At 71.8% G+C, this 23,693-nt stretch carries 21 protein-coding genes and 1 riboswitch; of the genes, 7 read left to right on the plus strand and 14 right to left on the minus strand.

The features are described from left to right. Positions 1-20: 20 nt before the first annotated feature. Positions 21-2,960: a DNA translocase FtsK 4TM domain-containing protein gene (locus tag AB4Y83_RS15755; RefSeq protein WP_442297440.1), complete on the minus strand. Its 2,940-nt coding sequence runs from the start codon at positions 2,958-2,960 to the stop codon at positions 21-23. 201 nt (positions 2,961-3,161) lie between these two features. Next, a riboswitch (SAM riboswitch) is annotated at positions 3,162-3,287 on the plus strand. Positions 3,288-3,323: 36 nt separating this feature from the next. Between AB4Y83_RS15755 and AB4Y83_RS15760 the strand changes: the two genes are divergently transcribed. Continuing rightward, positions 3,324-4,721, plus strand: a complete 1,398-nt coding sequence (locus AB4Y83_RS15760) for an aminotransferase class V-fold PLP-dependent enzyme (protein WP_442297441.1) — start codon at positions 3,324-3,326, stop codon at positions 4,719-4,721. Positions 4,722-4,799: 78 nt separating this feature from the next. Here the strand turns inward: AB4Y83_RS15760 and AB4Y83_RS15765 are convergent, their stop codons facing one another. From AB4Y83_RS15765 to AB4Y83_RS15785, 5 genes are all read right to left on the minus strand, one after another. After that, positions 4,800-5,879: an endonuclease/exonuclease/phosphatase family protein gene (locus tag AB4Y83_RS15765; protein ID WP_442297442.1), complete on the minus strand. Its 1,080-nt coding sequence runs from the start codon at positions 5,877-5,879 to the stop codon at positions 4,800-4,802. 1 nt (position 5,880) lies between these two features. Further along, entirely contained in the window at positions 5,881-7,566 is a 1,686-nt protein-coding gene (locus AB4Y83_RS15770; protein WP_442274733.1) for a ribonuclease J, read from the minus strand. A gap of 66 nt (positions 7,567-7,632) precedes the next feature. Beyond that, entirely contained in the window at positions 7,633-8,544 is a 912-nt protein-coding gene (dapA, locus tag AB4Y83_RS15775) for a 4-hydroxy-tetrahydrodipicolinate synthase (RefSeq protein WP_442297443.1), read from the minus strand. Between the two features lie 316 nt (positions 8,545-8,860). After that, positions 8,861-9,340, minus strand: coding sequence for a dihydrofolate reductase (locus AB4Y83_RS15780; RefSeq protein ID WP_442297444.1), 480 nt, complete (start codon positions 9,338-9,340; stop codon positions 8,861-8,863). A gap of 28 nt (positions 9,341-9,368) precedes the next feature. After that, entirely contained in the window at positions 9,369-10,184 is an 816-nt protein-coding gene (locus tag AB4Y83_RS15785) for a thymidylate synthase (RefSeq protein ID WP_442297445.1), read from the minus strand. A 191-nt stretch (positions 10,185-10,375) separates the two neighbouring features. Here AB4Y83_RS15785 and AB4Y83_RS15790 point away from each other — a divergent pair, with 191 nt between their 5' ends. Then, the gene (locus AB4Y83_RS15790; RefSeq protein ID WP_442297446.1) at positions 10,376-11,326 is read left to right on the plus strand and encodes a type IV toxin-antitoxin system AbiEi family antitoxin domain-containing protein; all 951 of its coding nucleotides are present in this window, start codon (positions 10,376-10,378) and stop codon (positions 11,324-11,326) included. Positions 11,327-11,415: 89 nt separating this feature from the next. Here the strand turns inward: AB4Y83_RS15790 and paaE are convergent, their stop codons facing one another. The 5 genes from paaE to paaA are packed head-to-tail and all read right to left on the minus strand — an operon-like array spanning position 11,416 to position 15,384. Then, positions 11,416-12,576, minus strand: coding sequence for a 1,2-phenylacetyl-CoA epoxidase subunit PaaE (gene paaE / locus AB4Y83_RS15795; RefSeq protein WP_442297447.1), 1,161 nt, complete (start codon positions 12,574-12,576; stop codon positions 11,416-11,418). Then, positions 12,577-13,086: a 1,2-phenylacetyl-CoA epoxidase subunit PaaD gene (paaD, locus tag AB4Y83_RS15800; protein WP_442297466.1), complete on the minus strand. Its 510-nt coding sequence runs from the start codon at positions 13,084-13,086 to the stop codon at positions 12,577-12,579. It abuts the gene before it with no gap. Next, on the minus strand, positions 13,083-13,982 hold the full coding sequence (paaC, locus tag AB4Y83_RS15805; RefSeq protein WP_442297448.1) for a 1,2-phenylacetyl-CoA epoxidase subunit PaaC: 900 nt from the start codon (positions 13,980-13,982) through the stop codon (positions 13,083-13,085). Before paaC ends, paaD begins: the two co-directional genes overlap by 4 nt. After that, positions 13,979-14,320, minus strand: coding sequence for a 1,2-phenylacetyl-CoA epoxidase subunit PaaB (gene paaB, locus AB4Y83_RS15810; protein WP_056780265.1), 342 nt, complete (start codon positions 14,318-14,320; stop codon positions 13,979-13,981). Before paaB ends, paaC begins: the two co-directional genes overlap by 4 nt. After that, complete coding sequence (gene paaA / locus AB4Y83_RS15815; protein WP_442297449.1) at positions 14,317-15,384, minus strand: 1,2-phenylacetyl-CoA epoxidase subunit PaaA; 1,068 nt, start codon at positions 15,382-15,384, stop codon at positions 14,317-14,319. Before paaA ends, paaB begins: the two co-directional genes overlap by 4 nt. Before the next feature lie 94 nt (positions 15,385-15,478). Here paaA and AB4Y83_RS15820 point away from each other — a divergent pair, with 94 nt between their 5' ends. Genes AB4Y83_RS15820 through AB4Y83_RS15835 form a run of 4 tightly spaced genes read left to right on the plus strand, consistent with a single transcriptional unit; the run spans position 15,479 to position 17,669 of the window. Further along, positions 15,479-16,273, plus strand: coding sequence for a GNAT family N-acetyltransferase (locus AB4Y83_RS15820; protein WP_442297450.1), 795 nt, complete (start codon positions 15,479-15,481; stop codon positions 16,271-16,273). Next, positions 16,270-16,959, plus strand: coding sequence for an AzlC family ABC transporter permease (locus AB4Y83_RS15825; RefSeq protein ID WP_442297451.1), 690 nt, complete (start codon positions 16,270-16,272; stop codon positions 16,957-16,959). The genes AB4Y83_RS15820 and AB4Y83_RS15825 overlap by 4 nt, the downstream gene beginning before the upstream one ends. After that, positions 16,956-17,270 carry an AzlD domain-containing protein gene (locus tag AB4Y83_RS15830; RefSeq protein WP_442297452.1) on the plus strand — a complete coding sequence of 105 codons (315 nt, stop codon included), beginning with the start codon at positions 16,956-16,958 and terminating at the stop codon, positions 17,268-17,270. The genes AB4Y83_RS15825 and AB4Y83_RS15830 overlap by 4 nt, the downstream gene beginning before the upstream one ends. A gap of 3 nt (positions 17,271-17,273) precedes the next feature. Beyond that, a complete protein-coding gene (locus AB4Y83_RS15835; protein WP_442297453.1) occupies positions 17,274-17,669 on the plus strand; it encodes an MmcQ/YjbR family DNA-binding protein in 396 nt (131 codons plus the stop codon). Positions 17,670-17,741: 72 nt separating this feature from the next. Here AB4Y83_RS15835 and trhO read toward each other — a convergent pair whose 3' ends face one another. After that, positions 17,742-18,605 carry an oxygen-dependent tRNA uridine(34) hydroxylase TrhO gene (gene trhO, locus AB4Y83_RS15840; RefSeq protein WP_442297454.1) on the minus strand — a complete coding sequence of 288 codons (864 nt, stop codon included), beginning with the start codon at positions 18,603-18,605 and terminating at the stop codon, positions 17,742-17,744. Positions 18,606-18,631: 26 nt separating this feature from the next. Next, positions 18,632-19,420 carry a 4-hydroxy-tetrahydrodipicolinate reductase gene (gene dapB / locus AB4Y83_RS15845; RefSeq protein WP_442297455.1) on the minus strand — a complete coding sequence of 263 codons (789 nt, stop codon included), beginning with the start codon at positions 19,418-19,420 and terminating at the stop codon, positions 18,632-18,634. Between the two features lie 126 nt (positions 19,421-19,546). Between dapB and AB4Y83_RS15850 the strand changes: the two genes are divergently transcribed. Beyond that, entirely contained in the window at positions 19,547-21,142 is a 1,596-nt protein-coding gene (locus tag AB4Y83_RS15850; RefSeq protein ID WP_442297456.1) for an FG-GAP-like repeat-containing protein, read from the plus strand. A gap of 164 nt (positions 21,143-21,306) precedes the next feature. Here AB4Y83_RS15850 and AB4Y83_RS15855 read toward each other — a convergent pair whose 3' ends face one another. Next, positions 21,307-23,550, minus strand: a complete 2,244-nt coding sequence (locus AB4Y83_RS15855; protein WP_442274748.1) for a polyribonucleotide nucleotidyltransferase — start codon at positions 23,548-23,550, stop codon at positions 21,307-21,309. Between the last annotated feature and the right edge of the window lie 143 nt (positions 23,551-23,693).

Below are 23,693 nucleotides of genomic sequence, written 5' to 3' on the forward strand. Positions count from 1 at the left end.
GGGTGTCGGGCCCTCGGGGGTCAGTAGCGCTCTCTACCGCCGCGGTCGGTGAGGTTCCAGGCATCCTCGGACTCCTCGTCGCCCTCGTCGCCCTCGTCGACCGTGCGCGTCATGTCGCCGGGCGTCCACCGCGCCGTCGGGACCGCGGTCGTCTCGTCCTCGTGGGCACGCTGCTCACCGCGCTCGGCGACGAGCGAGGCCGTGCGCTGCGGCGCGACCTCATCGTCGGGCTCCTCGGCGTAGCCGGCCGACACGTCCGGGGGCTCCACGTCGACGGGCGGGGCGGCGTACGGCTCGGCGGGCTCGACGATGTCGGCGAAGTCGTCGTCGACGGGCTCGTTGGGGTGCGGCACGTCCTCGCCGCGCAGCAGCGCGAGCGTCTGCTCGAGGTCGTCCGGGCGCACGAGCACGTCGCGGGCCTTGGAGCCCTCGCTCGGGCCGACGACGCCGCGCGACTCGAGCAGGTCCATGAGCCGTCCGGCCTTGGCGAAGCCGACGCGCAGCTTGCGCTGGAGCATCGACGTCGAGCCGAACTGAGTCGTGACGACGAGCTCGGTGGCCTGGAGCAGCACGTCGAGGTCGTCGCCGATGTCGTCGTCGATCTGCTTCTTGGGCGCCGCGACGGTGACGTTCTCGACGTAGTTGGGCTTGAGCTGGGTCGTGACGAACTTGACGACCTCGTGGATCTCGGACTCGTTGACCCACGCGCCCTGGACACGCATCGGCTTGCTCGCGCCCATCGGCAGGAAGAGCGCGTCACCCTGGCCGATGAGCTTCTCGGCGCCGGGCTGGTCGAGCACGACGCGGGAGTCCGCGAGCGAGGACGTCGCGAACGCCATGCGCGAGGGGACGTTGGCCTTGATGAGGCCCGTGACGACGTCGACCGACGGACGCTGCGTCGCGAGGACGAGGTGGATGCCGGCGGCACGGGCGAGCTGGGTGATGCGCACGACCGACTCCTCGACGTCGCGCGGGGCGACCATCATGAGGTCGGCGAGCTCGTCGACAACGACGAGGAGGTAGGGGTAGGTCGTGATCTGGCGCTCCGAGCCGGGCAGCGGCTTGACCTTGCCGGCGCGGACCGCCTTGTTGAAGTCGTCGACGTGCTTGAAGCCGAACGCCGCGAGGTCGTCGTAGCGCTGGTCCATCTCCTTGACGACCCACGCGAGGGCCTCGGCGGCCTTCTTGGGGTTGGTGATGATCGGCGTGATGAGGTGCGGGATGCCTTCGTAGGCCGTCAGCTCGACGCGCTTCGGGTCGACGAGGATCATCCGGACCTCCTCGGGCGTCGAGCGCATGAGGATCGAGGTGATCATCGAGTTGACGAAGCTCGACTTGCCCGAGCCGGTGGCGCCCGCGACGAGCAGGTGCGGCATCTTCGCGAGGTTGGCGATGACGTAGGCGCCCTCGACGTCCTTGCCGACACCCATGACCATCGGGTGCTCGTTGGTGCGGGCCGTGTTGCTGCGCAGCACGTCGCCGAGGGACACGTTCTCGCGGTCGAGGTTCGGGATCTCGATGCCGATCGCGGACTTGCCCGGGATGGGGCTGAGGATGCGCACGTCAGCCGAGGCGACGGCATACGCGATGTTCTTGGAGAGGGCGGTGACGCGCTCGACCTTGGTGCCCGAGCCGAGCTCGACCTCGTAGCGCGTGACCGTCGGGCCGCGGGTGAACCCTGTGACGGCAGCGTCGATGTCGAACTGGTCGAAGACGTTGGTCAGCGACTCGACGACGCGGTCGTTGGTCTCGCTGCGCGTCTTGTGCGGCGGCCCCGGCGTCAGCATCGCGTGGTCGGGCAGCTGGTAGGTGATGTCGCCGCCGAGACTGAGCTGCTCGACGCGAGCCGGCAGGTCGGACATGGGCGGCGGGATGAGCTCGGCCTTGGGTCCGACCTTGCTCGTGTCGGGCGCCCCGAGCGTCTTGGGGTCGGTGGCGTCGATGACCTTCTCGACCCCCTTCTCGCCGCCGGGACGCGGGGCGAGCAGACCGGGAGGGGTCGGGCGCTTCTCGCCCGGTCGCAGCTGCGTGGTCGCCTCGTCCTCGAGGGCCTTCTGCGCGGCCTGGCGGAACGCCTCGTCGCCGTCGCGGTCGGCGAGGTCGACGGCCTTGCGGCGTGCGCGCTTCACCGCTGCGGCAGGGGCGTCGAGAGCCTCGTCGGGCTGCTCGTCGACGTGGTCGCGGTCGATGACCAGGGCGCGCAGCTGGCGCAGGCGGGTCGGGATCATGTTGACCGGCGTCGCCGTGATGACGAGCAGGCCGAAGAGACCGAGCAGGACGAGCAGGACGAGCGCCCCGTAGGTCGAGACGGCCGCCGCGAGCGGGCTCGAGGCGAGGAAGCCGAGGATGCCGCCGGCGGCACGCATGCCGTCGGCGCCGTCGGGCGGGTTGGGGATGCCGTCGGCAAGGTGCGACAGACCGCACGCGGCGAAGGTCAGGGCGATGGTGCCGACGACGACGCGGTTGGTCGCGGCGTCGTCCTGGGGGGCGCGCAGCATGCGCAGGCCGAGGGCGAGCAGCACGAGCGGGACGGCGTAGGCGACGCGGCCGAAGGTGCCGGCGAAGACGGCGTGCACCACCTGGCCGAAGGTGCCGGAGACGCCCCACCACTCACGGGCGGCGACGACGACGGCGAGCGCGATGAGCGCGAAGCCGATACCGTCGCGGCGGTGCTCCGGCTCGAGGTCGGCGGCGCTGTGGCCGACGCGGCGCACCGCTCCCCCGGCCATGTGCGAGACGCCCATCCACGTGTTGCGCATCGCGCCGAGCGGGAAGGGGAGGCCTCCGCCCCGCGCCTTGGACGCGGTCTTGGCGGCGGGCTTGCGGGCCGCTGGCTTGCGCTGCGCGGGCCGGCCGCCCCGGGCTGCGGGAGGGCGTGACGAGGCGCTGCCCGCGGACCCCTTGGCACGGGTGGCCGCGGCGGAGCTCGAGCGCTGGTTGGTGGACGGACGTGACGCCATGCTCGCACCGTACGTCAACGCACCGCTGAACTCACGCGTCACACGCGCAACAGGGCTGACCAGTCGGACGCGGCCGCCGTATGCCGTGGCCGCGCCCGCCGTCGTCCCGCGAGGGCCCCGGCGGGGTCGGCGTCTCAGATCGCGACACCCGGGGACCGGGCGGTGGACAGCCGGCGACCGACCCCTTTATCGTCGTGCGCAGGTCATGAGTGCCAGTGACAAGCCCCGGCTCGCTGGCCAGCAACCCTCCTCCGCGGTGGGGTGCTCCGGGTGACGACCAGGCCATCCTCGGTCTGAACGTGTGATCGAGGTCGGCAAGCGCGGACCTGCACCGGGTGGGTCCCATGACCCAGGAGCACTCCCATGTCGGTCCTTCCCTCGACGCACCCAGCGGCCTCCCTCTGTGGCGGCTCCCCCGCACCCGTCGTGCGCACCCGCGCCCTGCACGTCGTGCCCGAGGCGCGCACGCTGCCCACCGTCGTCGGCGCGGGACTGCGCGTGCCCACGCTCCACGGCGACACGGCATACGCCAACCTCGACCACGCGGCCTCGACGCCGGCGCTCGAGACGGTCCAGGCCGCGGTCGACCGCGCGCTCGAGACCTACTCGTCCGTGCACCGCGGCGCCGGGTTCGCCTCGCGGCTGACGAGCGCGTGGTACGAGCAGGCCCGCGCCGAGGTCGCCGCCTTCGTCGGCGCGCGTGAGGGCGACTCCGTCATCTTCACCCGGACGACGACCGACTCGTGGGCCCTGCTGAGCAAGGCGCTGCCGAGCCGCACGACGGTCTTCGTCTTCGGCACCGAGCACCACTCGACCCTGCTGCCCTGGGGCCGCTTCCGCACCGTGCGCCTCCCCGTCCCGCAGACCGTCGAGGACGCGCACGCCCTGCTCGAGGAGGCGCTGACCGACCACCCGTCGCGCCACCGCCTCGTCGTCGTCGCGGCCGCCTCGAACGTGACGGGAGAGGTCTGGCCGGTCGAGCGCTTCGCCACCCTGGCGCACGAGCACGGCGCCCGGATCGCCGTCGATGCGGCCCAGCTCTCGGCGCACCGCACCATCGACCTCGCCGCGTGGGACGCCGACTACGTCGCGTTCTCGGGGCACAAGACGTACGCCCCCTACGGCGCGGGCGTCCTCGCCGGGCGCTCCGACTGGCTCGACGCCGGCAACCCCTACCTGCTCGGTGGCGGCGCGACGCGCTCGGTGACCGAGGACGGCACCACGTGGGCGACCGGGCCGGCGCGCCACGAGGGCGGCAGCCCCAACGTCATCGGCGCCATCGCCCTCGCCGCGGCCTGCTCGACGATCCGCCGGCACCGCGAGGCCATCGAGGAGCACGAGACCCGCCTCCTCGAGCGGCTCCGCGCCGGACTCGACGACGTCGCGGGCGTCGAGGTCCTCTCGATCTTCGGTGACGACAGCGACCGGGTCGGCGTCGTCGCCTTCACCATCGACGGCTGGGACTCCTCGCTCGTCTCGCAGGTCCTCTCCGTCGAGCACGGCATCGGCGTGCGGGACGGCAAGTTCTGCGCCCACCTGCTCGTCGACGAGCTCCTCGAGGACCCGTGGGGCGAGCGTTCCGCCACCGCGGTCCGCGCCAGCATCGGCCTCGGCAGCACGCTCGAGGGCGTCGAGCGTCTCGTCGCGGCCGTCGCGGGGCTCGTCGAGCACGGCACCGACGCGGAGTGGACGCTCACCGAGACCGGATGGGCGCTCGAGGGCACCGACCCGCGCGACGTCGAGGTCGAGCGACCCTGGTGAGCGCGGGCGTACGCCGCTGAGCAGGTCCGTGCGCCGGTGCGCCGGCGCGGTCGGTGCGCTCGAACGCTCAGGGTCGGGTCAGCGCGCCGGCAGGGCGTAGCTCGCCCAGACCGCGGCGTGGTCGGCCCGGTTGAGAGCCACCTGCCCGGCCTCGACGACCGTGAGGCCGCGGCTCAGCAGGTGGTCGAGCTGGACGAAGGCCGGAAGCCGGTTGCCCGCGAAGGGCCAGGTGCGCACCCAGCCCTGCCCGTCGATGCGCTGCGCGTCGTCGAGGCCCGCGGCGAGGTCGCGGAAGCCGGGGTGGCCGAAGCCGGCGTTGAAGTCGCCGGCCATGACGAGGAGCTCGTCGCCGTCGAGACGCTGCTTCCACGACTGGAGCGCCCGCAGGCCCGCGCGCCACTCGACGGTGTCACCGCGCAAGGGCGCCGTGGGATGGGCGACCTTGAGACGCACCGTGCCGTTGGGCACGGTCACGTCGACCTCGGGCTGGACGCTCCGGGTGCCCTCGAGCGCTGGGTCGGTGCCGAGGCTGCGCACCGAGAGCGGGTAGCGCGACAGGACCATCGTCCCCGTGTAGGTGCTGGCCCGGGCGACGCCCTCCCGCTGGCTGAAGTAGTCGGCTGCCCCTTCGGCGTCGAGTCGCCGCAGGATCGCGGGTGTCGCCTCGGTGAGCACGAGGACGTCGACGGAGTGGAAGCGCACGGCATCCATGAGCTGGCCGGCGTTGGCCGCCCCGATCCAGACGTTGGCCGACATGACCGTGAGGTCTCGGTCGGCCTTCGGCGAGGAGGTGGCTCGGAAGGCCGGCGCGGCGACCGTCGCCGCCACGACGAGCGCGACGACGACGGGGACGAGCATCCACCACCGCCGCAGCACGAGCGTCGCCACGGCGAGCAGGCCCAGGCCGATGACGACGAAGGGCCCTGCCGTCTGGAGCACGACGACGACGTATGCCGTCGAGTCGTACCAGCGCAGCGCCCCGACGGCGACGAGCCCGAGCAGGACGACGCCGATGACGACGTCGACCCAGCGCCCGCGGGGACGACGTCCGGCAGGCTCCCACGTCGACGACTCGGCGGGCTCCCCCGGAGGACCGGAGGGACCGCCGTGGCCGTCGTCGCTGTCGAGGTGCCCCCGGGCGGCCTCCTGCACCGTCACGTCAGGCCTGCAGCACGACCGGGATGATCATCGGCCGGCGGCGGATCTTGCCACCGACCCACGAGCCGACCGCGCGCCGGATGACCTGCTGGAGCTGCTGGTCGTCGCGGACACCCTTGGCGACGGCCTCCTCGATGGCCCGCTCGACCTTCGGGATGACCTGCTGGAAGATCTCGTCGTCCTCGACGAACCCGCGGGCCGTGATCTCCGGGCCGCTCGCGATCTTGCCGGTGGCCGCGTCGAGCACGACGACGCAGGTGATGAAACCCTCGTCGCGCAGGATCCGCCGGTCCTTGAGCAGCGCCTCGTCGGCGCCGCCCACGCTGCTGCCGTCGACGTAGACGTAGCCGCACTCGACGACACCGGTCACCTCGGCGACCCCGTTGACGAGGTCGACGACGACGCCGTCCTCGGCGAGCACGACGTTGTCCTCGTGGACGCCGGAGGCGATGGCGAGCTGGGCGTTGGCATACATGTGCCGCCACTCGCCGTGCACGGGAAGGACGTTGCGCGGCTTGACGATGTTGTAGCAGTAGAGCAGCTCGCCCGCGCTGGCGTGGCCCGAGACGTGCACCTTGGCATTGCCCTTGTGCACGACGTTGGCGCCGAGGCGCATGAGGCCGTTGATGATGCGGTAGACGGCGTTCTCGTTGCCGGGGATGAGGCTGCTCGCGAGCAGCACCGTGTCGCCGGGGCCGACGTCGATGCGGTGCTCGCGGTTCGCCATCCGCGAGAGGGCCGCCATCGGCTCACCCTGGGAGCCGGTGCAGATGAGGACGAGCTCGTCGTCACGCAGGCTGTCGATCTTCTTGATGTCGATGAGGATGCCGTCGGGCACCCGGAGGTAGCCGAGCTCGGCGGCGATGCCCATGTTGCGCACCATCGAGCGCCCCACCATGGCGACCTTGCGGCCGGCCTTCTCCGCGGCGTCGAGCACCTGCTGCACGCGGTGCACGTGGCTGCTGAAGCAGGCGACGATGACGCGGCGCTGGGCGTGGCGGAAGACCTTGTCGATGGCCGGAGCGATCTCGAGCTCGGGCGTCGTGAAGCCGGGGACGTCGGCGTTCGTCGAGTCGGTGAGGAAGAGGTCGACGCCCTCCTCGCCGAGCCGAGCGAAGGCACGCAGGTCGGTGAGGCGGCCGTCGAGCGGCAGCTGGTCCATCTTGAAGTCGCCGGTGTGCAGCAGCGTGCCGGCCTCGGTGCGCACGAAGACGGCGAGCGCGTCGGGGATCGAGTGGTTGACCGCGACGAACTCGAGGTCGAAGACGCCGAGCTTCTCGCGCTGGCCCTCCTTGACGGCCATGGAGTACGGACGGATCCGGTGCTCCTTGAGCTTGGCCTCGACGAGCGCCAGGGTCAGGGTCGAGCCGATGATCGGGATGTCGCCCTTGAGCTTGAGCAGGTACGGCACGGCGCCGATGTGGTCCTCGTGGCCGTGCGTGAGGACGATGGCCTCGATGTCGTCGAGCCGGTCGGCGATGTAGGTGAAGTCCGGCAGGATGAGGTCGACTCCGGGGTGGTGGTCCTCGGGGAAGAGCACGCCGCAGTCGATGACGAGCAGCTTGCCCTTCGTCTCCAGCACGGCCATGTTGCGGCCGACCTCGCCGAGCCCTCCGAGCGCGACGACCCTCAGGCCGTTGTCGGGGAGGGCGGGCGGCATGGTCAGCTCGGGGTGGGGGTGGCTCACAGGTGTCCTGTCATTCGGTGGTGCTACCGGGCCGTCGGGGGCTCCGGTCGGAGGTCAGCGGGGCGGTCATCCGACCGCCGGGTGGGCCGCGGTGGCGGCGAGAGCGGCGAGAGCGGCCCGGACGAGGACGGTCTGCGCCTCGTCGGCGGGCACGAGCGGCAGCCGCACGGCCGTCGACTCGATGATGCCCTGCTCGGCGAGGCCGGCCTTGGCCATGATGGCGCCCTGGGTGACGTTCATGACGGCGTTGACGATCGGGGTGAGGCGTCGGTGCACGGCTCGGGCGTCGTCCCAGCGCCCGTCGACGACGGCGTCGGCCATCTCCCGGTAGGCCGCCGGGGCCACCTGGGACGTGACGCCGACGAAGCCGACGGCGCCGTTGATGAAGTGGCCGAGGTTCATGGCGTCGTCGCCGGAGTACCAGTCGAGGCCCGTCTCCTGCATCATCTCGCTCGCGAACCAGAGGTCGCCGCGGGCATCCTTCACGGCGGCGATGCGGTCGTGCTCGGCGATGCGCAGGTAGGTCTCGCGCGCGATGGCGATGCCCGAGCGGCCGGGGATGTCGTAGACCATGACGGGCAGGTCGCTCGCGTCGGCGAGGGCCGTGAAGTGGGCGACGAGTCCGGCCTGCGGGGGCTTGTTGTAGTACGGCGTCACCGCGAGCACGGCGTCGGCGCCGGCCTTCTGCGCGTGGCGCACCGCCTCGACGCTCTTGGCGGTGTCGTTGCTGCCGGCGCCCGCGATGACGACGCAGCGGTCGCCGACGGCCTCGATGACGGCGCGGAGCAGCTCGTCCTTCTCGTCGGACGAGGTGGTGGGCGACTCGCCGGTCGTGCCCGAGACGACGAGGCCGTCGTGACCGGCGTCGACGAGGTGGGCCGCGACCCGCTGCGCGGCGTCGAGGTCGATCGAGCCATCGGGCCGCATGGGCGTGACCATCGCCGAGAGAACACGTCCGAGGGCGGGTGCGTCAGCCATGAGGCCAAGGTTAGCGCCCGGGCCCTCGCTCACGACGCCACGCCCACCCGCGCGCCCGCCACCGCACTCGGATGTTTCGCGCGCTCCGGCTCCGAGCGCGCGATCGTCGCGTCGAGCGCGCCAGGTTTCACGCGCCGCGGCGGCAAATCGCGCGCTCAAGGCACGAGCGCGCGAAACATGGACCGGGGGACGCAGAAGGCGAGGCACTACTCGCTCGGGGGTCCGAGTAGTGCCTCGCCACCTCCTATATCGGCGCGTTCGCCCGGGCGTTACAGCCCGATCCGGGCTTTCTTTCCGAGAGATCGCGTATGCCGTGTCAGCCCCGCCGCTCGTRGGTGACCCAGGCGAAGCCGGGCTGCTCGTCGCGGGCGGTCTCGCTCCAGACGGCCGGGTCGATGGCCGGGAAGGTGACCGAGCCCTCCGGGGACTGGTCGACGTCCGTCACGAGGAGGCGGACGGCATACGCCATCGCCTGTCGGTAGATCTCTCCCCCGCCGACGACGAAGACCTGCTCGGCCTCGGCCACGAGCGCGAGCGCCTCGGGGAGGGAGTGCGCGACCTCGACGCCGGGAGCGCTCCAGTCGCGCTGGCGGGTGACGACGACGCTGCGCCGGCCGGGGAGCGCGCCCATCGAGTCGAACGTGCGGCGGCCCATGACCATCGGGTGGCCCATCGTCGTGCGCTTGAAGAACTTGAGGTCCTCCGACAGGTGCCACGGCATCGTCAGCCCGTCACCGATGACGCCGTTGCGTGCGACGGCGGCGATCATCGTCACGTTCGGCAGCGTGGTCGTCATGGCGCCAAGGCTCCCAGACTCGGGCCGCTCAGACGGCGATGGGGGCCCTGATGCCCGGATCGGCGACGTAGTCGACGAGCTCGAAGTCGTCGAGGTCGAAGTCGTCGATGTTCGTCTTGCCCGGCGTGATGCGCATCGTCGGGAGCGGGTGCGGAGTGCGGGTCAGCTGCAGGCGGGCTTGGTCGAGGTGGTTGAGGTAGAGGTGTGCGTCGCCGAGCGTGTGCACGAACTCCCCCGGCTCGAGGTCGGTCAGCTGGGCGACCATCTGCGTCAGCAGGGCGTAGCTCGCGATGTTGAACGGCACGCCGAGGAAGATGTCGGCGCTGCGCTGGTAGAGCTGGCACGAGAGGCGCCGGCGGCCGTCGGGTCCGGGCGGCGAGACGTAGAACTGGAACATCGTGTGGCACGGCGGCAGGGCCATGTCGTCGACGTCGGCGACGTTCCAGGCCGAGACGATGAGGCGGCGGCTGTCGGGGTTGGTGCGGATCTGCTCGATGACCTTGGCGATCTGGTCGACGCGGCGGCCGTCGGGCGTGGGCCACGACCGCCACTGGTAGCCGTAGATCGGGCCGAGGTCGCCCGTCGCGGGGTCGGCCCACTCGTCCCAGATCGAGATCCCGCGCTCCTGGAGCCAGCGCACGTTGGTGTCGCCGCGCAGGAACCACAGCAGCTCGCCGATGATCGAGCGCAGGTGTAGCTTCTTCGTCGTCATGGCCGGGAAGCCGTCGGCGAGGTCGAAGCGCATCTGGTGGCCGAACACGCTGAGCGTGCCCGTGCCCGTCCGGTCGGACTTCTCCTGACCGTGGGTCAGGACGTGGTCGAGGAGATCGAGGTACTGCCGCACGATCCGCAGCCTAACCCGCAGGCCCTGCAGCGGCCGGACGCCGTGCCGCCGACCGCTGTCCGAGCGCGTTCGTGTGCAGGAGGCGCCCCGCGCAGGGCGGCCGGCGCACACGAAGCCCTTGCCTGTGGGGCGTCGGCTGAGGCTGTGGATGGGCTACCCGCCGGAGGCTCCTGCGCCGACAGGCTCTTGTCATGGATCCTCTGCTCGCGGCGCGCATCCGGGGACAGTCGGGCCTCGTGACGCGCGAACAGGCTCTGGCGGCGGGACTGACCGAGAAGGCGATCCGCTGGCGGGTCAGCTCGGGTCGGTGGACCGTGGTTCACCCGCGCGTGTTCCTCACCGAGCCAGGCCGGTCTGGTTGGGACCTGAGGGCCGTCGCCGCCCTGCTGCACGTGGGTCGGCCGGCGGCGCTGCACGGCCCCAGCGCGGGCCATGCCTGGACGATGCTCAACCGCCCGGACGACCCGATCGAGGTCGTCGTGCCGCTCGGGCGGTCGGGACGCGCGCGCGACGGGATCACGATCGTGCGGAGCCGCCACTTCGACGAACGTCTGGACCCCACTGCGTGGCCCCATCGGGTCACGGCCGCGCACACCGTCTTCGACCTCTGCGCCGGCCAGACTCTCGATCGTTCGGTGGCCGTGATGGCCAAGGCGCAACAGCTGCGCCTCTGCACACCGGAGCAGCTCCTCCGTGCCCTCGCGGCACGGCCACGGCAGCCGCAGCGGAGGATGTTGCTCGAGGCCCTGGGTGAGGTCCGAGACGGCGTCGAGAGTGCAGCGGAGTATCGCTACGTCCGCGATGTCGAGCGTGCGCACCGGCTCCCCGTCGGACGGCGGCAGGCACCCGCTCCCGGACAACGACACCGGGACAGCGCCTACGACGAGGTGAAGGTCGTCGTGGAGGTGGACGGCCGGCTCGGGCACGAGGGCTGGGCCGCCCAGTCCGTCGACCGGCGGCGCGACCTCGACGGCGCGGTCGCGGGCTGGCTGACCGAGCGGCCCACATGGCTTGAGGTCGCTCACGCACCGTGCGGGCTCGCAGCCGACCTCGACGCGATCTTCAGGGACAGGGGGTGGGCCGGCAGGGCCGAGCCCTGCCACCTCCCAGCCTGCCTCGTCATCCGGCAGAGGGTCAGATGACGGTCGCCAGCCGGACTCCGTGTGCAGATGCAGCCCCCAGGGGGCATCGAATGCACACGGACCTGCGCCGGCAGGCGACCCCGCCGCGGTCAGGCGTCGTAGTCGAGGCTGACCTCGTCGGTGACCGGGTGGCTCTGGCAGGCGAGCACGATGCCGGCTGCCACCTCCTCGGGTTCGAGCGCGTAGTTGCGGTCCATCCGGACCTCGCCCGAGACCAGACGGGCACGACAGGTGCCGCACACGCCGCCCGTGCACGAGTAGGGCGCGTCGGGCCGGGCGCGCAGGGTCGCGTCGAGGATCGTCTCCTCGCGGCTCGGCATCGGGATGACCGTCGTGCGGCCGTCGAGGTTCACCGTGACCGTGGCCTCCGGCGGTGCGCCGGCGTCGACGACGACCTTGCGCCTCGGCTCCGTGCCGTCGTCGACGTGGAAGATCTCGTGGTGGATGTGCCGCGGGTCGACGCCGCGCCCGGTGAGCAGCCCCTCGGCGCCGGTGACCATGCCGAACGGACCGCAGAGGTACCACTCGTCGACGGACCCGACCGGCAGCAGCGTGCCGAAGATCGCCTCGAGCCGCTCGCTGTCGAGCCGCCCGTGGAAGAGCTCGACGTCCTGGGCCTCCCGGGACAGGACGTTGACGAGGTGGAAGCGCCCCGGGAAGCGGTTCTTGAGGTCCTCGAGCTCCTCGAGGAACATGATCGAGCTGGTGCGCCGGTTGCCGAAGAGCAGCGTCGCGCGCGACCCGGGCTCCTCCTCCAGCGCCGTGGTCAGCAGCGAGATGACGGGCGTGATGCCCGAGCCGGCCGCGATCGCGACGTGATGGCGTATGCCGTCCGGCCGGGTCGGGCAGGTGAACGACCCCTGCGGGGTCATGACCTCGACGACGGCGCCGCGCGAGACGCCGTCGTTGAGCCAGTTCGACATGCGACCCTCGGGCACGCGCGCGGCCGCGACCCGCAGGCTGCGTCCGGCCGGGTCGGCCCGGCGTGACTGGCAGATCGAGTAGGACTGGCGCACGTCCTCACCGCGGATCTCGGCGCGGAGCGTCAGGTGCTGGCCGGGCTCGAAGACGAACTCGTCGACGAGGTCCTCGGGCACGGCGAAGGTGACCGCGACGGCCTCGTCGGTGAGGCGCTCGACCGACGAGACGGTCAGTGGGTGGAAGCGCGCGCGGTGTCGGGCGCTCGTGGCCTGGACAGGGGCCGTGTCCGCGGCGGGATCGGCTGCGGTCGGGGTGGAGACGTCGGTCATTCAGATGGCCTTGAACTCGTCGAAGGGCTCGAGGCACGCGTTGCAGCGGCGCAAGGCCTTGCACGCGGTCGAGCCGAAGTGGGCGATCTCGGTCGTGTCGGCGGAGCCGCAGCGGGGGCAGGCCACGACGTGGCGGCTCAGGGTCACGGCCACCGGACCGTGCGGCTCCGCCACCGGCACCGCGCCGGGGGGCGCGATCCCGAAGCGCAGCAGTGCCGCTCGCCCTTCGTCGCTCATCCAGTCGGTCGTCCACGCCGGCGACAGCTGCGTGCGGACGTCGGCGGCATACCCCTGACGTGCGGCCTCGAAGACGATGCGTGACGCGATCGCCTCCATGGCGGGGCACCCGCTGTAGGTCGGGGTGATCGTCACGGCGACGGTGTGCGCCTGCTCGTCGACGTCGACCTCTCGCAGGATGCCGAGGTCGGCGATGCTGATGACGGGCACCTCGGGGTCCGGGATGCGCGAGATCGCCTCTGCGACAGCGGACTCCACGGCCACGGCGGTCACCACGTCGCGCCGGGATGCGACCGTGCGATGTGTTGCATCTCGGCCAGGAGCGAGCCCATGGGACGCGAGTGGATGCCGGCGCGACCTCCGCGCGAGCGCCACCGCGAGCCGTCGGGCAGCGTCAGGGTCCCCTGCTCGACGACGCGCGCGACCCGGGCCACGACGGCGTCATGGAGGGTCGAGGGCAGCACGCCGACCTCGAGGTCGGCCGCGAGCACCGAGGCCTCGTCGTCGTCGAAGAGCTCGGCGAGGTGCGGCAGCACGCGCTCGAGCGCCGCCTGCATGCGTCGGTGGGACTCTGCGGTGCCGTCGCCGAGGCGCACGACCCAGAGCGAGGCGTGGTCGAGGTGGTAGCGCACCTCCTTGAGGGCCTTGCCCGCGACGCCCGCCACGACGTCGTCGCCCGAACCGGTCAGGGCCGTGTGCAGCTCGACCTGGTAGGCGGAGAACCAGAGCAACCGGGCCATCTCGTCGGCGAAGTCACCACGCTCCTGCTCGACGAGGTGGACGTTGTGCCACTCCCGCTCGTCGCGCTGCATGGCGTAGTCGTCCTCGCCGCGACCGGTGCCGTCGATGGAGCCGATGTAGGGGTAGAGCCCACGCGCCTGGCCGAGGAGGTCGAGCGCGATGTTCCCGAGCGCCATGTCCTCCTCGATCTGCGGCGCGTTCGTCATCCACTCGCCGAGGCGCTGGGCGTAGACCATGGCGTCGTCGGCGAGCCCGAGGAGGTAGGCGGCATACGGCTTGGCCCCGGGGGCGGCGCCGGTGTTCTCGGCGGCGCCGGGCAGGGACTCACGCTGCGCGGACTCCGAGGCAGAGGTCGCGGCGCCGGTGACCGGCTCGGTGACCGGCGTGGTGCCGGTGTCGGTCGAGGGCGAGCTGGCTGAGGTGCTCACAGGTACTCGACATCCTCGGGCACGTCATAGAAGGTCGGGTGCCGGTAGATCTTGTCGCCGGCCGGGTCGAAGAAGGAGTCCTTCTCGGACGGGCTGCTCGCGGTGACGTCGTCGGCCTTGACGACCCAGATCGAGACACCCTCCTGGCGGCGGGTGTAGACGTCGCGGGCGTTGCGCAGCGCGAGCTCGGCGTCGGGCGCGTGGAGCGAGCCGACGTGCACGTGCGACAGTCCGCGCTTGCCGCGCACGAACACCTCCCAGAGGGGCCAGCTGCGCTCCCCCTGGGCAGGCTCGGACGGGGCCCCGGCACCGGTGGTCGGGGTGGTGGCTCCGCTCACGCGGCACTCTCCTTCTGCTGCTGCTCCCGCTCGCGGGCGGCCTGCTTGGTGGCGTACGCGTTGGCGGCCTCGCGCACCCAGGCGCCCTCGTCGTGGGCCCGGCGGCGGTGCTCGATGCGCTCGGCGTTGCACGGGCCGTCGCCGCGCAGCACCTGCCAGAACTCGTCCCAGTCGATCTCGCCGAAGTCCCAGTGGCCGCGCTCCTCGTTCCAGCGCAGGTCGGGGTCGGGCAGGGTGAGGCCGAGCTTCTGGGCCTGCGGGACGGTCATGTCGACGAACTTCTGGCGGAGGTCGTCGTTGCTGAACCGCTTGATGCCCCAGGCCATCGACTGCTCGGTGTGGCCACCCTTCGCAGCCTCACCGGTGTCGGGCGGACCGAACATCGCGAGCGCCGGCCACCACCAGCGGTCGGCGGCGTCCTGGGCCATCGCCTTCTGGGACTCGGTGCCGCGCATGAGGTTCCAGAGGATCTCGAAGCCCTGCCGCTGGTGGAAGGACTCCTCCTTGCACACGCKGATCATGGCGCGGGCGTACGGGCCGTAGGAGCACCGGCACAGCGGCACCTGGTTCATGATCGCCGCACCGTCGACGAGCCAGCCGATGGCGCCGCAGTCGGCCCACGTCAGCGTCGGGTAGTTGAAGATCGAGGAGTACTTCTGCTTGCCGTCGTGGAGCCGCTCGAGCAGCTCCTGCCGGTCGATGCCGAGCGTCTCGGCCGCGGAGTAGAGGTAGAGCCCGTGGCCGGCCTCGTCCTGGACCTTGGCGATGAGGATGGCCTTGCGGCGCAGCGACGGGGCGCGCGTGATCCAGTTGCCCTCGGGCTGCATGCCGATGATCTCGGAGTGCGCGTGCTGGGCGATCTGGCGGATCAGCGTCTCGCGGTACTCGTCGGGCATGGCGTCGCGCGGCTCGATGCGCTGGTCGGCGGCGAGCAGGGCGTCGAAGTCGTCACCGACCGCGTCCCGACCGTCCCGCTGGTCGTCGTGCTCGGGAGACGCGTCGTAGGCGGCGGTCTCGGCCGCGTTCAGCGGTTCGTTCGGGTCGATGACGTCATTGCCATACATGAGTCCAGTATGCGAGATGCAGCCCAGGGCGTCCAAAGCCGGGGTGTGCACCGGGGTGGACAACGGGCGCGTCCACGCCTGAGAGGATGCCGGGGTGGCACACGAGGACGCGAACGCACATCAGCACGGGCACGACCACGGACCCGACGACGGACACGACCACGGACCCGACGACGGACACGACCACGCGCACGACCACGGGCACGACCACGCGCACGACCGCGGACCCGTCGCCGACGCGTCGGTCCGGGTCGCTCGCGGCTCCGACGCCCCTGCGGTGGGCCTCGTGCAGGCCGTCGTGTTCCGGGAGGCGTATGCCGCCGCGCTCGCTCCCGAGGTGCTCGCCACCTTCGAGCCCCGGGCGTTCGCGAACGCCTGGCGTGCCACGCTCGAGGGCGAGCGGTCCGGGGACGGCGTGCTGCTCGTGGCGTGTGCGGGCGAGCAGGTCGTCGGCTTCGCCGCCGTCGGCGCGTCCGACGACGCCGACACCGATGCCGGCACCGCCGAGCTGATCGTGCTCGGGGTCCACCCCGACGCACGTCGTCAGGGGCACGGCTCGCGCCTGCTGCACGCGGTCGTCGACACGGCTCGCGCTCGTGGCCGCTCCGCGCTCGCCGCGTGGCTGCTCGCCTCGGACGACGCGACCCGCGGGTTCCTCACCGCTGCCGGGATGGTGGCCGACGGGGCGCACCGCCAGCGCGTCGTCTCACCGGACGGCGACACGGCCGGTGAGGTCCGCCTGTCCGCGCTCCTCGCCGACGACTCCGACGCCGCCGACGCCTCCGACGCCGCCGACGCCGTCCCCGCGACCGCCGAGGACTCCGCAGCAACCGCCGCCGACGACACCGCACCGGCCGCCGACGACGGCAGGGCCACGGAGGGCCCGTGACCGCGACGGCCGACCCGGGCGCACGACGGGACGTCGTGCGCCAGAGCCTGTCGGTCGGGGTCGCCACCGGCGCCTACGGCATCAGCTTCGGCGCCCTCGCCGTCGCGGCCGGACTCGACACGTGGCAGGCGATGGCGCTCTCCCTGCTGATGTTCACCGGCGGCTCACAGTTCGCCTTCGTCGGCATCATCGCGAACGGTCTCCACGCCGCACCCGCGGCGATTGCTGCCTCGTCGATGCTCGGCATCCGCAACGGCCTCTACGCCCTCGAGCTGACGCACCTGCTCGGTGTCCGTGGCACCCGCCGGGTGGCGGCCGCGCACCTGACCATCGACGAGTCGACCGCGGTCGCCGTCGCCCAGGACGACGAACGCACGTCGCGGCTGGGCTTCTGGCTCACCGGCCTCACCGTCTTCGCCCTCTGGAACCTCAGCACGTTCGCCGGGGCACTCGTCGGCGGGCGGGTCGGCGACCCACGCACGTACGGCCTCGACGCCGCCGCCTGTGCCGCCTTCACCGCCCTGCTCTGGCCGCGGCTGCGGGACCGCGACGCGGTCGCCATCGCGGTCCTCGGCGCCGTCGTGGCGGTGCTGCTGTCGCCGACGGTGCCACCCGGCATACCCGTCGTGGCGGCAGCCGCGGCCTCGCTGCTGGCGTGGCGCACCCCGAGGAGGGAGCAGGCGTGAGCCTCTGGACCGCCGTCCTCGTCGCGGCCGCGATCGCCTTCGGGCTCAAGCTCGCCGGGCACCACGTGCCCGCGCACCTGCTCGACGCGCCGCGGGTCCGGCGGATCACGGCCGCCCTGCCGATCGCGCTGCTCGCCGCCCTCGTCGCGACGCAGGCGTTCACCCGTTCCGACGGGTCGTTCGTCCTCGATGCACGTGCGGCCGCCGTGGGGGTCGCCGTCGTCGCGCTCCTGCTGCGCGCGCCGTTCATCGTCGTCGTCGTGCTCGGCGCCGCCACCGCCGCCCTCCTGCGCGCCCTCGGCTGGGCCTGACCCGTGGCCGACGCGGACGACGTACGACGACTGGCCCTCGCGCTGCCCGGCGTCGAGGAGATCGCCAGCTCGGGCTTCGACTTCCGGGTGGGCGGGCACGGCTTCGTCTGGTCCTATCCGGAGCGCGTCCCCGGACAGCGGCGCGTCATCCGCACCGACGTCGCCGTGCTCTACGTCGGCGACGAGGCCGAGAAGCAGGCCCTCGCCCTCGGCGAGCCGGACCTCTTCTTCACGACGCCCGCCTACGACGGCTCTCCGCTCGTCATGGTCCGGCTCGAGCGCGTGGACACCGATCGTCTCGACGAGCTCGTGACGGACGCGTGGCGCATGCGAGCACCCTCGGACCTGGTCGCTGAGGCCGACCTCGGCACTGACGGCACGGGCCAGCAGAACGCCTGATCCGCGGCCGGGCGCAGCAGCCCCCGCACGGCGGTGCCGGGACCGGCCGGGGTGGTGTGTCCCGCGGGACGCTCAGGCGTGCGCGTCGCAGACCGGCTGGAGCGGACGACCCGGCAGGTCCTCGCGGTTGTGCATCCGGCTCGTCGGCGTCCCGCAGACGTGGCACGCGGCGAGGTGGACGGCCTCATCGCTGAACCCGACGCTCATCCGCTCGTCGAAGACGTAGAGGTGGCCCTCCCAGAGCCCGCGGTCACCCCGCTCCTCGCCGTAGCGCACGATCCCGCCGTCGAGCTGGTAGACCTCCTCGAACCCCCGCGAGCGCATGAGGCTCGTCAGCACCTCGCAGCGGATGCCGCCCGTGCAGTAGGTGACGACCGGGCGGCCCTTGAGCTCGTCCCACCGGCCGGCGTCGAGCTCGCGCACGAAGTCGCTCGTGTGGCGGATGTCGGGCACGACGGCTCCACGGAAGCGCCCCACCTCTGCCTCCACGGCGTTGCGCCCGTCGAAGAGCACGACATCGTCGCCGCGCTCGGCCACGAGGGCGTCGAGCTCGGCCGGGCGCAGCCGAGTGCCTCCCCCGACGACGCCCTGCTCGTCGACGACGACCTCGTCGGGCACGCCGAACGACACGATCTCCTCGCGCGCCTTGACGACGAGCCTCGGGAAGTCGAGGCTGCGGCCCTCGGCATCGAGCCCCGTGCCGTCGCTCCACCGGACGTCGACGTCGTGGAAGGGCGCGTACTCCCTCGTCTTGCGGACGTACGTCTTGAGCACGGTGACGTCGCCCCCCACCGTCGCGTTGATCCCGTGGCGCGAGAGCAGGATCCGCCCGCGCAGGCCGAGTCCCTCACAGAGGTCGCGCTGCCAGAGGCGGAGCGCGTCGGGGTCGGCGAGCGGCCGGAACGCGTAGAAGAGGACGACCTTGGGAATGGCCACGTCGGTCTCGTCGGCTGCGCGGCGGCTCAGTCGAGACCGAGGTAGTGCTCGAGCCCGACCGTCAGGCCGGGGTGGTCGGCGACCGCGCGCACCGCCGCGATGACGCCCGGCATGAAGCTGCCGCGGTCGAAGGAGTCGTGTCGCAGCGTCAGCATCTCCCCCGCGTTGCCGAGCAGCACCTCCTGGTGCGCCGTCAGACCGCGCAGCCGCACGGAGTGCACGGGTATGCCGTCCACCCGGGCGCCGCGGGCACCGTCGGGATCATGGGTCGTCGCGTCGGGCACCGGCGAGCAGCCGGCCTCGGACCGCGCCCGACCGATCATCGCTGCGGTGCGCGCGGCGGTGCCGGACGGCGCATCGACCTTCGCCGGGTGGTGCAGCTCGATGACCTCGACGGACTCGAAGAAGGGAGCAGCCTTGGCGGCGAACGACATCATGAGCAGCGCGCCGATGGCGAAGTTCGGCGCGATGAGGACGCCGACCCCGGCACCCGACGATGCCGGGGGTGCGTCGGCGAGCTGGCCGCGGAGCGCCTCGAGACGTGCCTCGTCCCAGCCGGTCGTGCCGACGACGACGTGGACGCCTCGCTCGACGCAGTGGGCGACGTTGGCGGGTGAGGCCGCCGGGACGGTCAGCTCGATGGCGACCTCGGCCCCACCGACGTCACCGAGGTCGTCGCCCGAGCCGTAGGCACCGACGAGGGTCAGACCGGCGGCGCCCTCGACGGCACGCACCGCCTCCGACCCCATCCGGCCGCCCGCACCGATGACGGCGACCTTGGTGTCGCGGGACGGCTGGCCTGTCGTGTCGCTCACGCGGCCAGCCTAACGAGCCCACGGAGGCGCGCGACGCGGCACACGGCATACGGACTCGTGCGTCACGAAGCCGTGCTGGGAGTCGGCTGTGCGGCGCACACTGGAAGGGATCGAGGAAGTGGTCGCATGTCCGTCCGTCCGCGCAGCATCACCGTCGTGGGCCGGCTCCGTCGCCTGGCCCTGGCCCCTCTCGCGGCCATCGGGCTCATCATCGGTCTCCTCGTGGCGCCCAGCGCCCAGGCAGCGGTCCTCCTCGGGCACGACATCTCGTGGCCGCAGTGCCCCTCGACGTTCCCGCCGACGTCCACGCAGTTCCTCGTCATCGGCCTGACGAACGGCCTGCCGTTCACCCAGAACCCTTGCGTCGCAACGCAAGCCACCTGGGCAAGGGACCATGTGAAGCCGACCCACACATACACCATGGCGGGCTTCCCGACGGCCGCGCAGCTGACGACCTACGGCGGCAGCGGCCCGTGGTCGTCCTCGACGCGCGCCGGGCGCCTCAGCAACGTCGGCTACGCCGAGGCGACGTATGCCGTCGCGACCGTGCACCACGTGCCCGGCTGGGCACCGCGGATGGTCTGGGTCGACGTCGAGCCGAGGGCCGCCCAGCCCTGGCCAACGTCCACGACCGTGCAGCGCCTCGAGAACCGCTACGTCGTCGAGGGCATCATGCGTGGTCTGCGGGCCGCGGGCTTCTCCTACGGCGTCTACTCCAACGCCTCGGGGTGGCAGTCGATCACGGGCTCGTGGTGGCTGCCCGGCGTCCCCGTGTGGGCGACGGCCGGCACCCTCGACCACCCGACCGAGGCGCTCGACCGGTGCACCCAGCCGAGCTTCTCGGGCGGCAAGGTCTACCTCGCCCAGTGGTGGGACGCCACGTGGGACTACGACCGCACGTGCGACCCGTATGCCTTCACACGCCTCCCGGTGGCGCCGGCGTCACTGTCGGGTGGCACCGGTGACTTCAACGGCGACTGGAACAACGACGTGCTGGCGCGCTGGACCGCGACCGCGGCTCTCAAGCTCTACGCCGGCACGGGCACGGGGAGCCTGGGCCTCGGCGCCCAGGTCGGCACCGGCTGGGGCGGCATGTCCGCGCTGGAGACCCCGGGCGACCTCAGCGGGGACGGCGCGCAGGACGTGCTCGCCCGGGAGACGTYGACCGGCGACCTCTGGACGTACAAGGGCAACGGGTCGGGCGGTTGGCGTCTCCCCCGCGTGCGCATCGGGACCGGCTGGCAGGTGATGAACGCCATCGTCGGGGTCGGTGACCTCACCGGCGACGGCCGGATGGACATCGTGGCCCGGCGGGCCACGACCGGCGAGCTCTACCTCTACCCCGGCACCGGTAGCAGCGGTTGGAAGGCTCGGTCGAGCCTCGGCACCGGCTGGAACCGCTACAACGTCCTCGTCGGTCCGGGTGACCTCACCGGCGACGGCCGACCCGACCTTCTGGCCCGGGAGCCGTCGACCGGCATCCTCTGGCTCGTACCCGGGGCCGGCGCCGRCACGCTGGGCACCCGCGTGCGGTCCGGCACGGGCTGGAACGGCATGACGGCGATCATGAGCCCCGGTGACCTGAACGGCGACCGTGTGCCCGACGTCCTGGCCCGCGACACGAGCGGGCGGCTGTGGCTCTACCCGCGGACCGCCGCGGGTGGCTGGAGCCCGCGCGTGCTCGTCAGCACCGGCTGGAACATCGTCAACGCGATCTTCTGACCCAACGGGTCAACCGACAGGACGCTGCGCTCCGGACCGGGGCTCTTGACCCCGACCGGCGCGTGCATCCTGTTGCTCGACCCATCGCGGAGACGACGGAGCGGCCCGCCACCCCTTGAGGGGTGACGGGCCGCTTCGTGACCAGGAACGGTCGACCGGTTCGGTCAGGCGTCGGCAGACTCCGTGGCCGGCGCGTCGGCCTCGGCGGCCGAGTCACCGTTGTCGCCGTCGGCGAGGACCGCAGCGAGGCTGAGCTTGCCGCGCGGGTCGATCTCCTTGAGCTCGACCTGCACCTTCTGGCCGACCTTGACGACGTCGTCGACGCTGTCGATCCGCTTGCCGCCGACGAGCTTGCGCACCTCGGAGATGTGCAGCAGGCCGTCCTTGCCGGGCAGCAGCGAGACGAACGCGCCGAACGTCGTCGTCTTGACGACGGTGCCGAGGAAGCGCTCGCCGACCTCGGGCATCTGCGGGTTCGCGATGGCGTTGATCGCCGCGCGAGCCGCCTCGGCCGAGGGGCCGTCGACCGCACCGATGAACACCGTGCCGTCGTCCTCGATCGAGATGTCGGCGCCCGTGTCGTCCTGGATCTGGTTGATCATCTTGCCCTTCGGGCCGATGACCTCACCGATCTTGTCGACGGGGACCTTCACCGTGATGATGCGCGGGGCGTACGGGCTCATCTCGTCGGGCACGTCGATGGCCTCGGCCATGACGTCGAGGATGTGCAGACGCGCGTCGCGGGCCTGGGTCAGCGCGCCGGCGAGGACCGACGCGGGGATGCCGTCGAGCTTCGTGTCGAGCTGGATGGCCGTGACGAACTCCTTGGTGCCGGCGACCTTGAAGTCCATGTCGCCGAAGGCGTCCTCGGCACCGAGGATGTCGGTGAGCGCGGCGTACTGCGTCTCACCGTCGACGGTGTCGGACACGAGGCCCATCGCGATGCCGGCGACCGGGGCGCGCAGCGGCACACCGGCGTTGAGCAGCGACAGGGTCGAGGCACAGACCGAGCCCATGGACGTCGAGCCGTTGGAGCCGAGAGCCTCGGACACCTGACGGATGGCGTACGGGAACTCCTCGCGGGTCGGCAGGACCGGCATGAGCGCACGCTCGGCCAGGGCGCCGTGACCGATCTCGCGGCGCTTCGGCGAACCGACGCGGCCGGTCTCACCGGTGCTGTAGGGCGGGAAGTTGTAGTTGTGCATGTAGCGCTTGCGCGTGACGGGGCTCAGCGTGTCGAGCTGCTGCTCCATCTTGAGCATGTTGAGCGTCGTGACACCCATGATCTGGGTCTCGCCACGCTCGAAGATCGCCGAGCCGTGCACGCGCGGCAGGACCTCGACCTCGGCGCCCAGGGCGCGGATGTCGGCGAGGCCACGGCCGTCGATGCGGACCTTGTCGCGCAGGATGCGCTGGCGGATGAGCTTCTTCTGCACGGAGCGGAAGGCAGCCGAGACCTCCTTGTCACGCCCCTCGAACTGCTCGGCGAGCTGCGCCTTGACGGCGGCCTTGATCTCGTCGAGGCGCTCCTCCCGCTCCTGCTTGCCCGCGATGGTGAGGGCAGCGGTCGTGTCGGCCTCGATGGCGGACTCGACGGCGGCGTACACGTCGTCCTCGTAGTCGAGGAAGATCGGGAAGTCCTGGACCGGCTTGGCGGCCTCGGCAGCGAGCTGGGCCTGGGCCTCGCAGAGCTGCTTGATGAACTTCTTCGAGGCCTCGAGCCCCTCGGACACGACCTCCTCGGTCGGCGCCTGCTTGCCCTCGTTCTTGACGAGGTCCCACGTCGACTCGGTGGACTCGGCCTCGACCATCATGATCGCGACGTCGTCACCGACGACACGACCGGCGACGACCATGTCGAAGACCGAGCGCTCGATGTCGGAGAAGTTCGGGAAGGCGACCCACTGGCCGTCGATGAGCGAGACGCGCACGCCACCGATCGGACCCGAGAACGGGAGGCCGGAGATCTGCGTCGAGGCGCTGGCCGCGTTGATGGCCAGCACGTCGTACTGGTGGTCGGGGTTCAGCGAGAACACCGAGATGACGACCTGGACCTCGTTGCGCAGACCCTTCTTGAAGGTCGGGCGCAGCGGGCGGTCGATGAGGCGGCAGGTGAGGATGGCCTCGGTCGACGGGCGACCCTCACGGCGGAAGAAGCTGCCCGGGATCTTGCCGATGGCGTACATGCGCTCTTCGACGTCGACGGTCAGCGGGAAGAAGTCGAACTGGTCCTTCGGCTGCTTGCCGGCCGACGTCGTCGACAGGAGCATCGTGTCGTCGTCGAGGTAGGCCGTGACGGCGCCGCCGGCCTGACGGGCCAGGCGGCCGGTCTCGAACCGGACCGTGCGAGTGCCGAAGCTGCCGTTGTCGATGACGGCCTCGGCGAAGGTGATGTCTGGACCCTCCATGTGGGCCCTCGCTTTCTTTTTCTCATGTGCCCGCGCACATCGTCGTTGTGTGCGTGGTTTCCTTCTTCGGGCCGGCTGGCCCTGGTGCGGCGGACGACGGGCGTCGCCTGCCTGCACCTACGACGAAAGGCGGTCTCCGCAGC

This window comes from Terrabacter sp. RAF57 (assembly GCF_052113925.1).
In the GTDB taxonomy this organism is placed as follows: Bacteria; Actinomycetota; Actinomycetes; order Actinomycetales; family Dermatophilaceae; genus Terrabacter.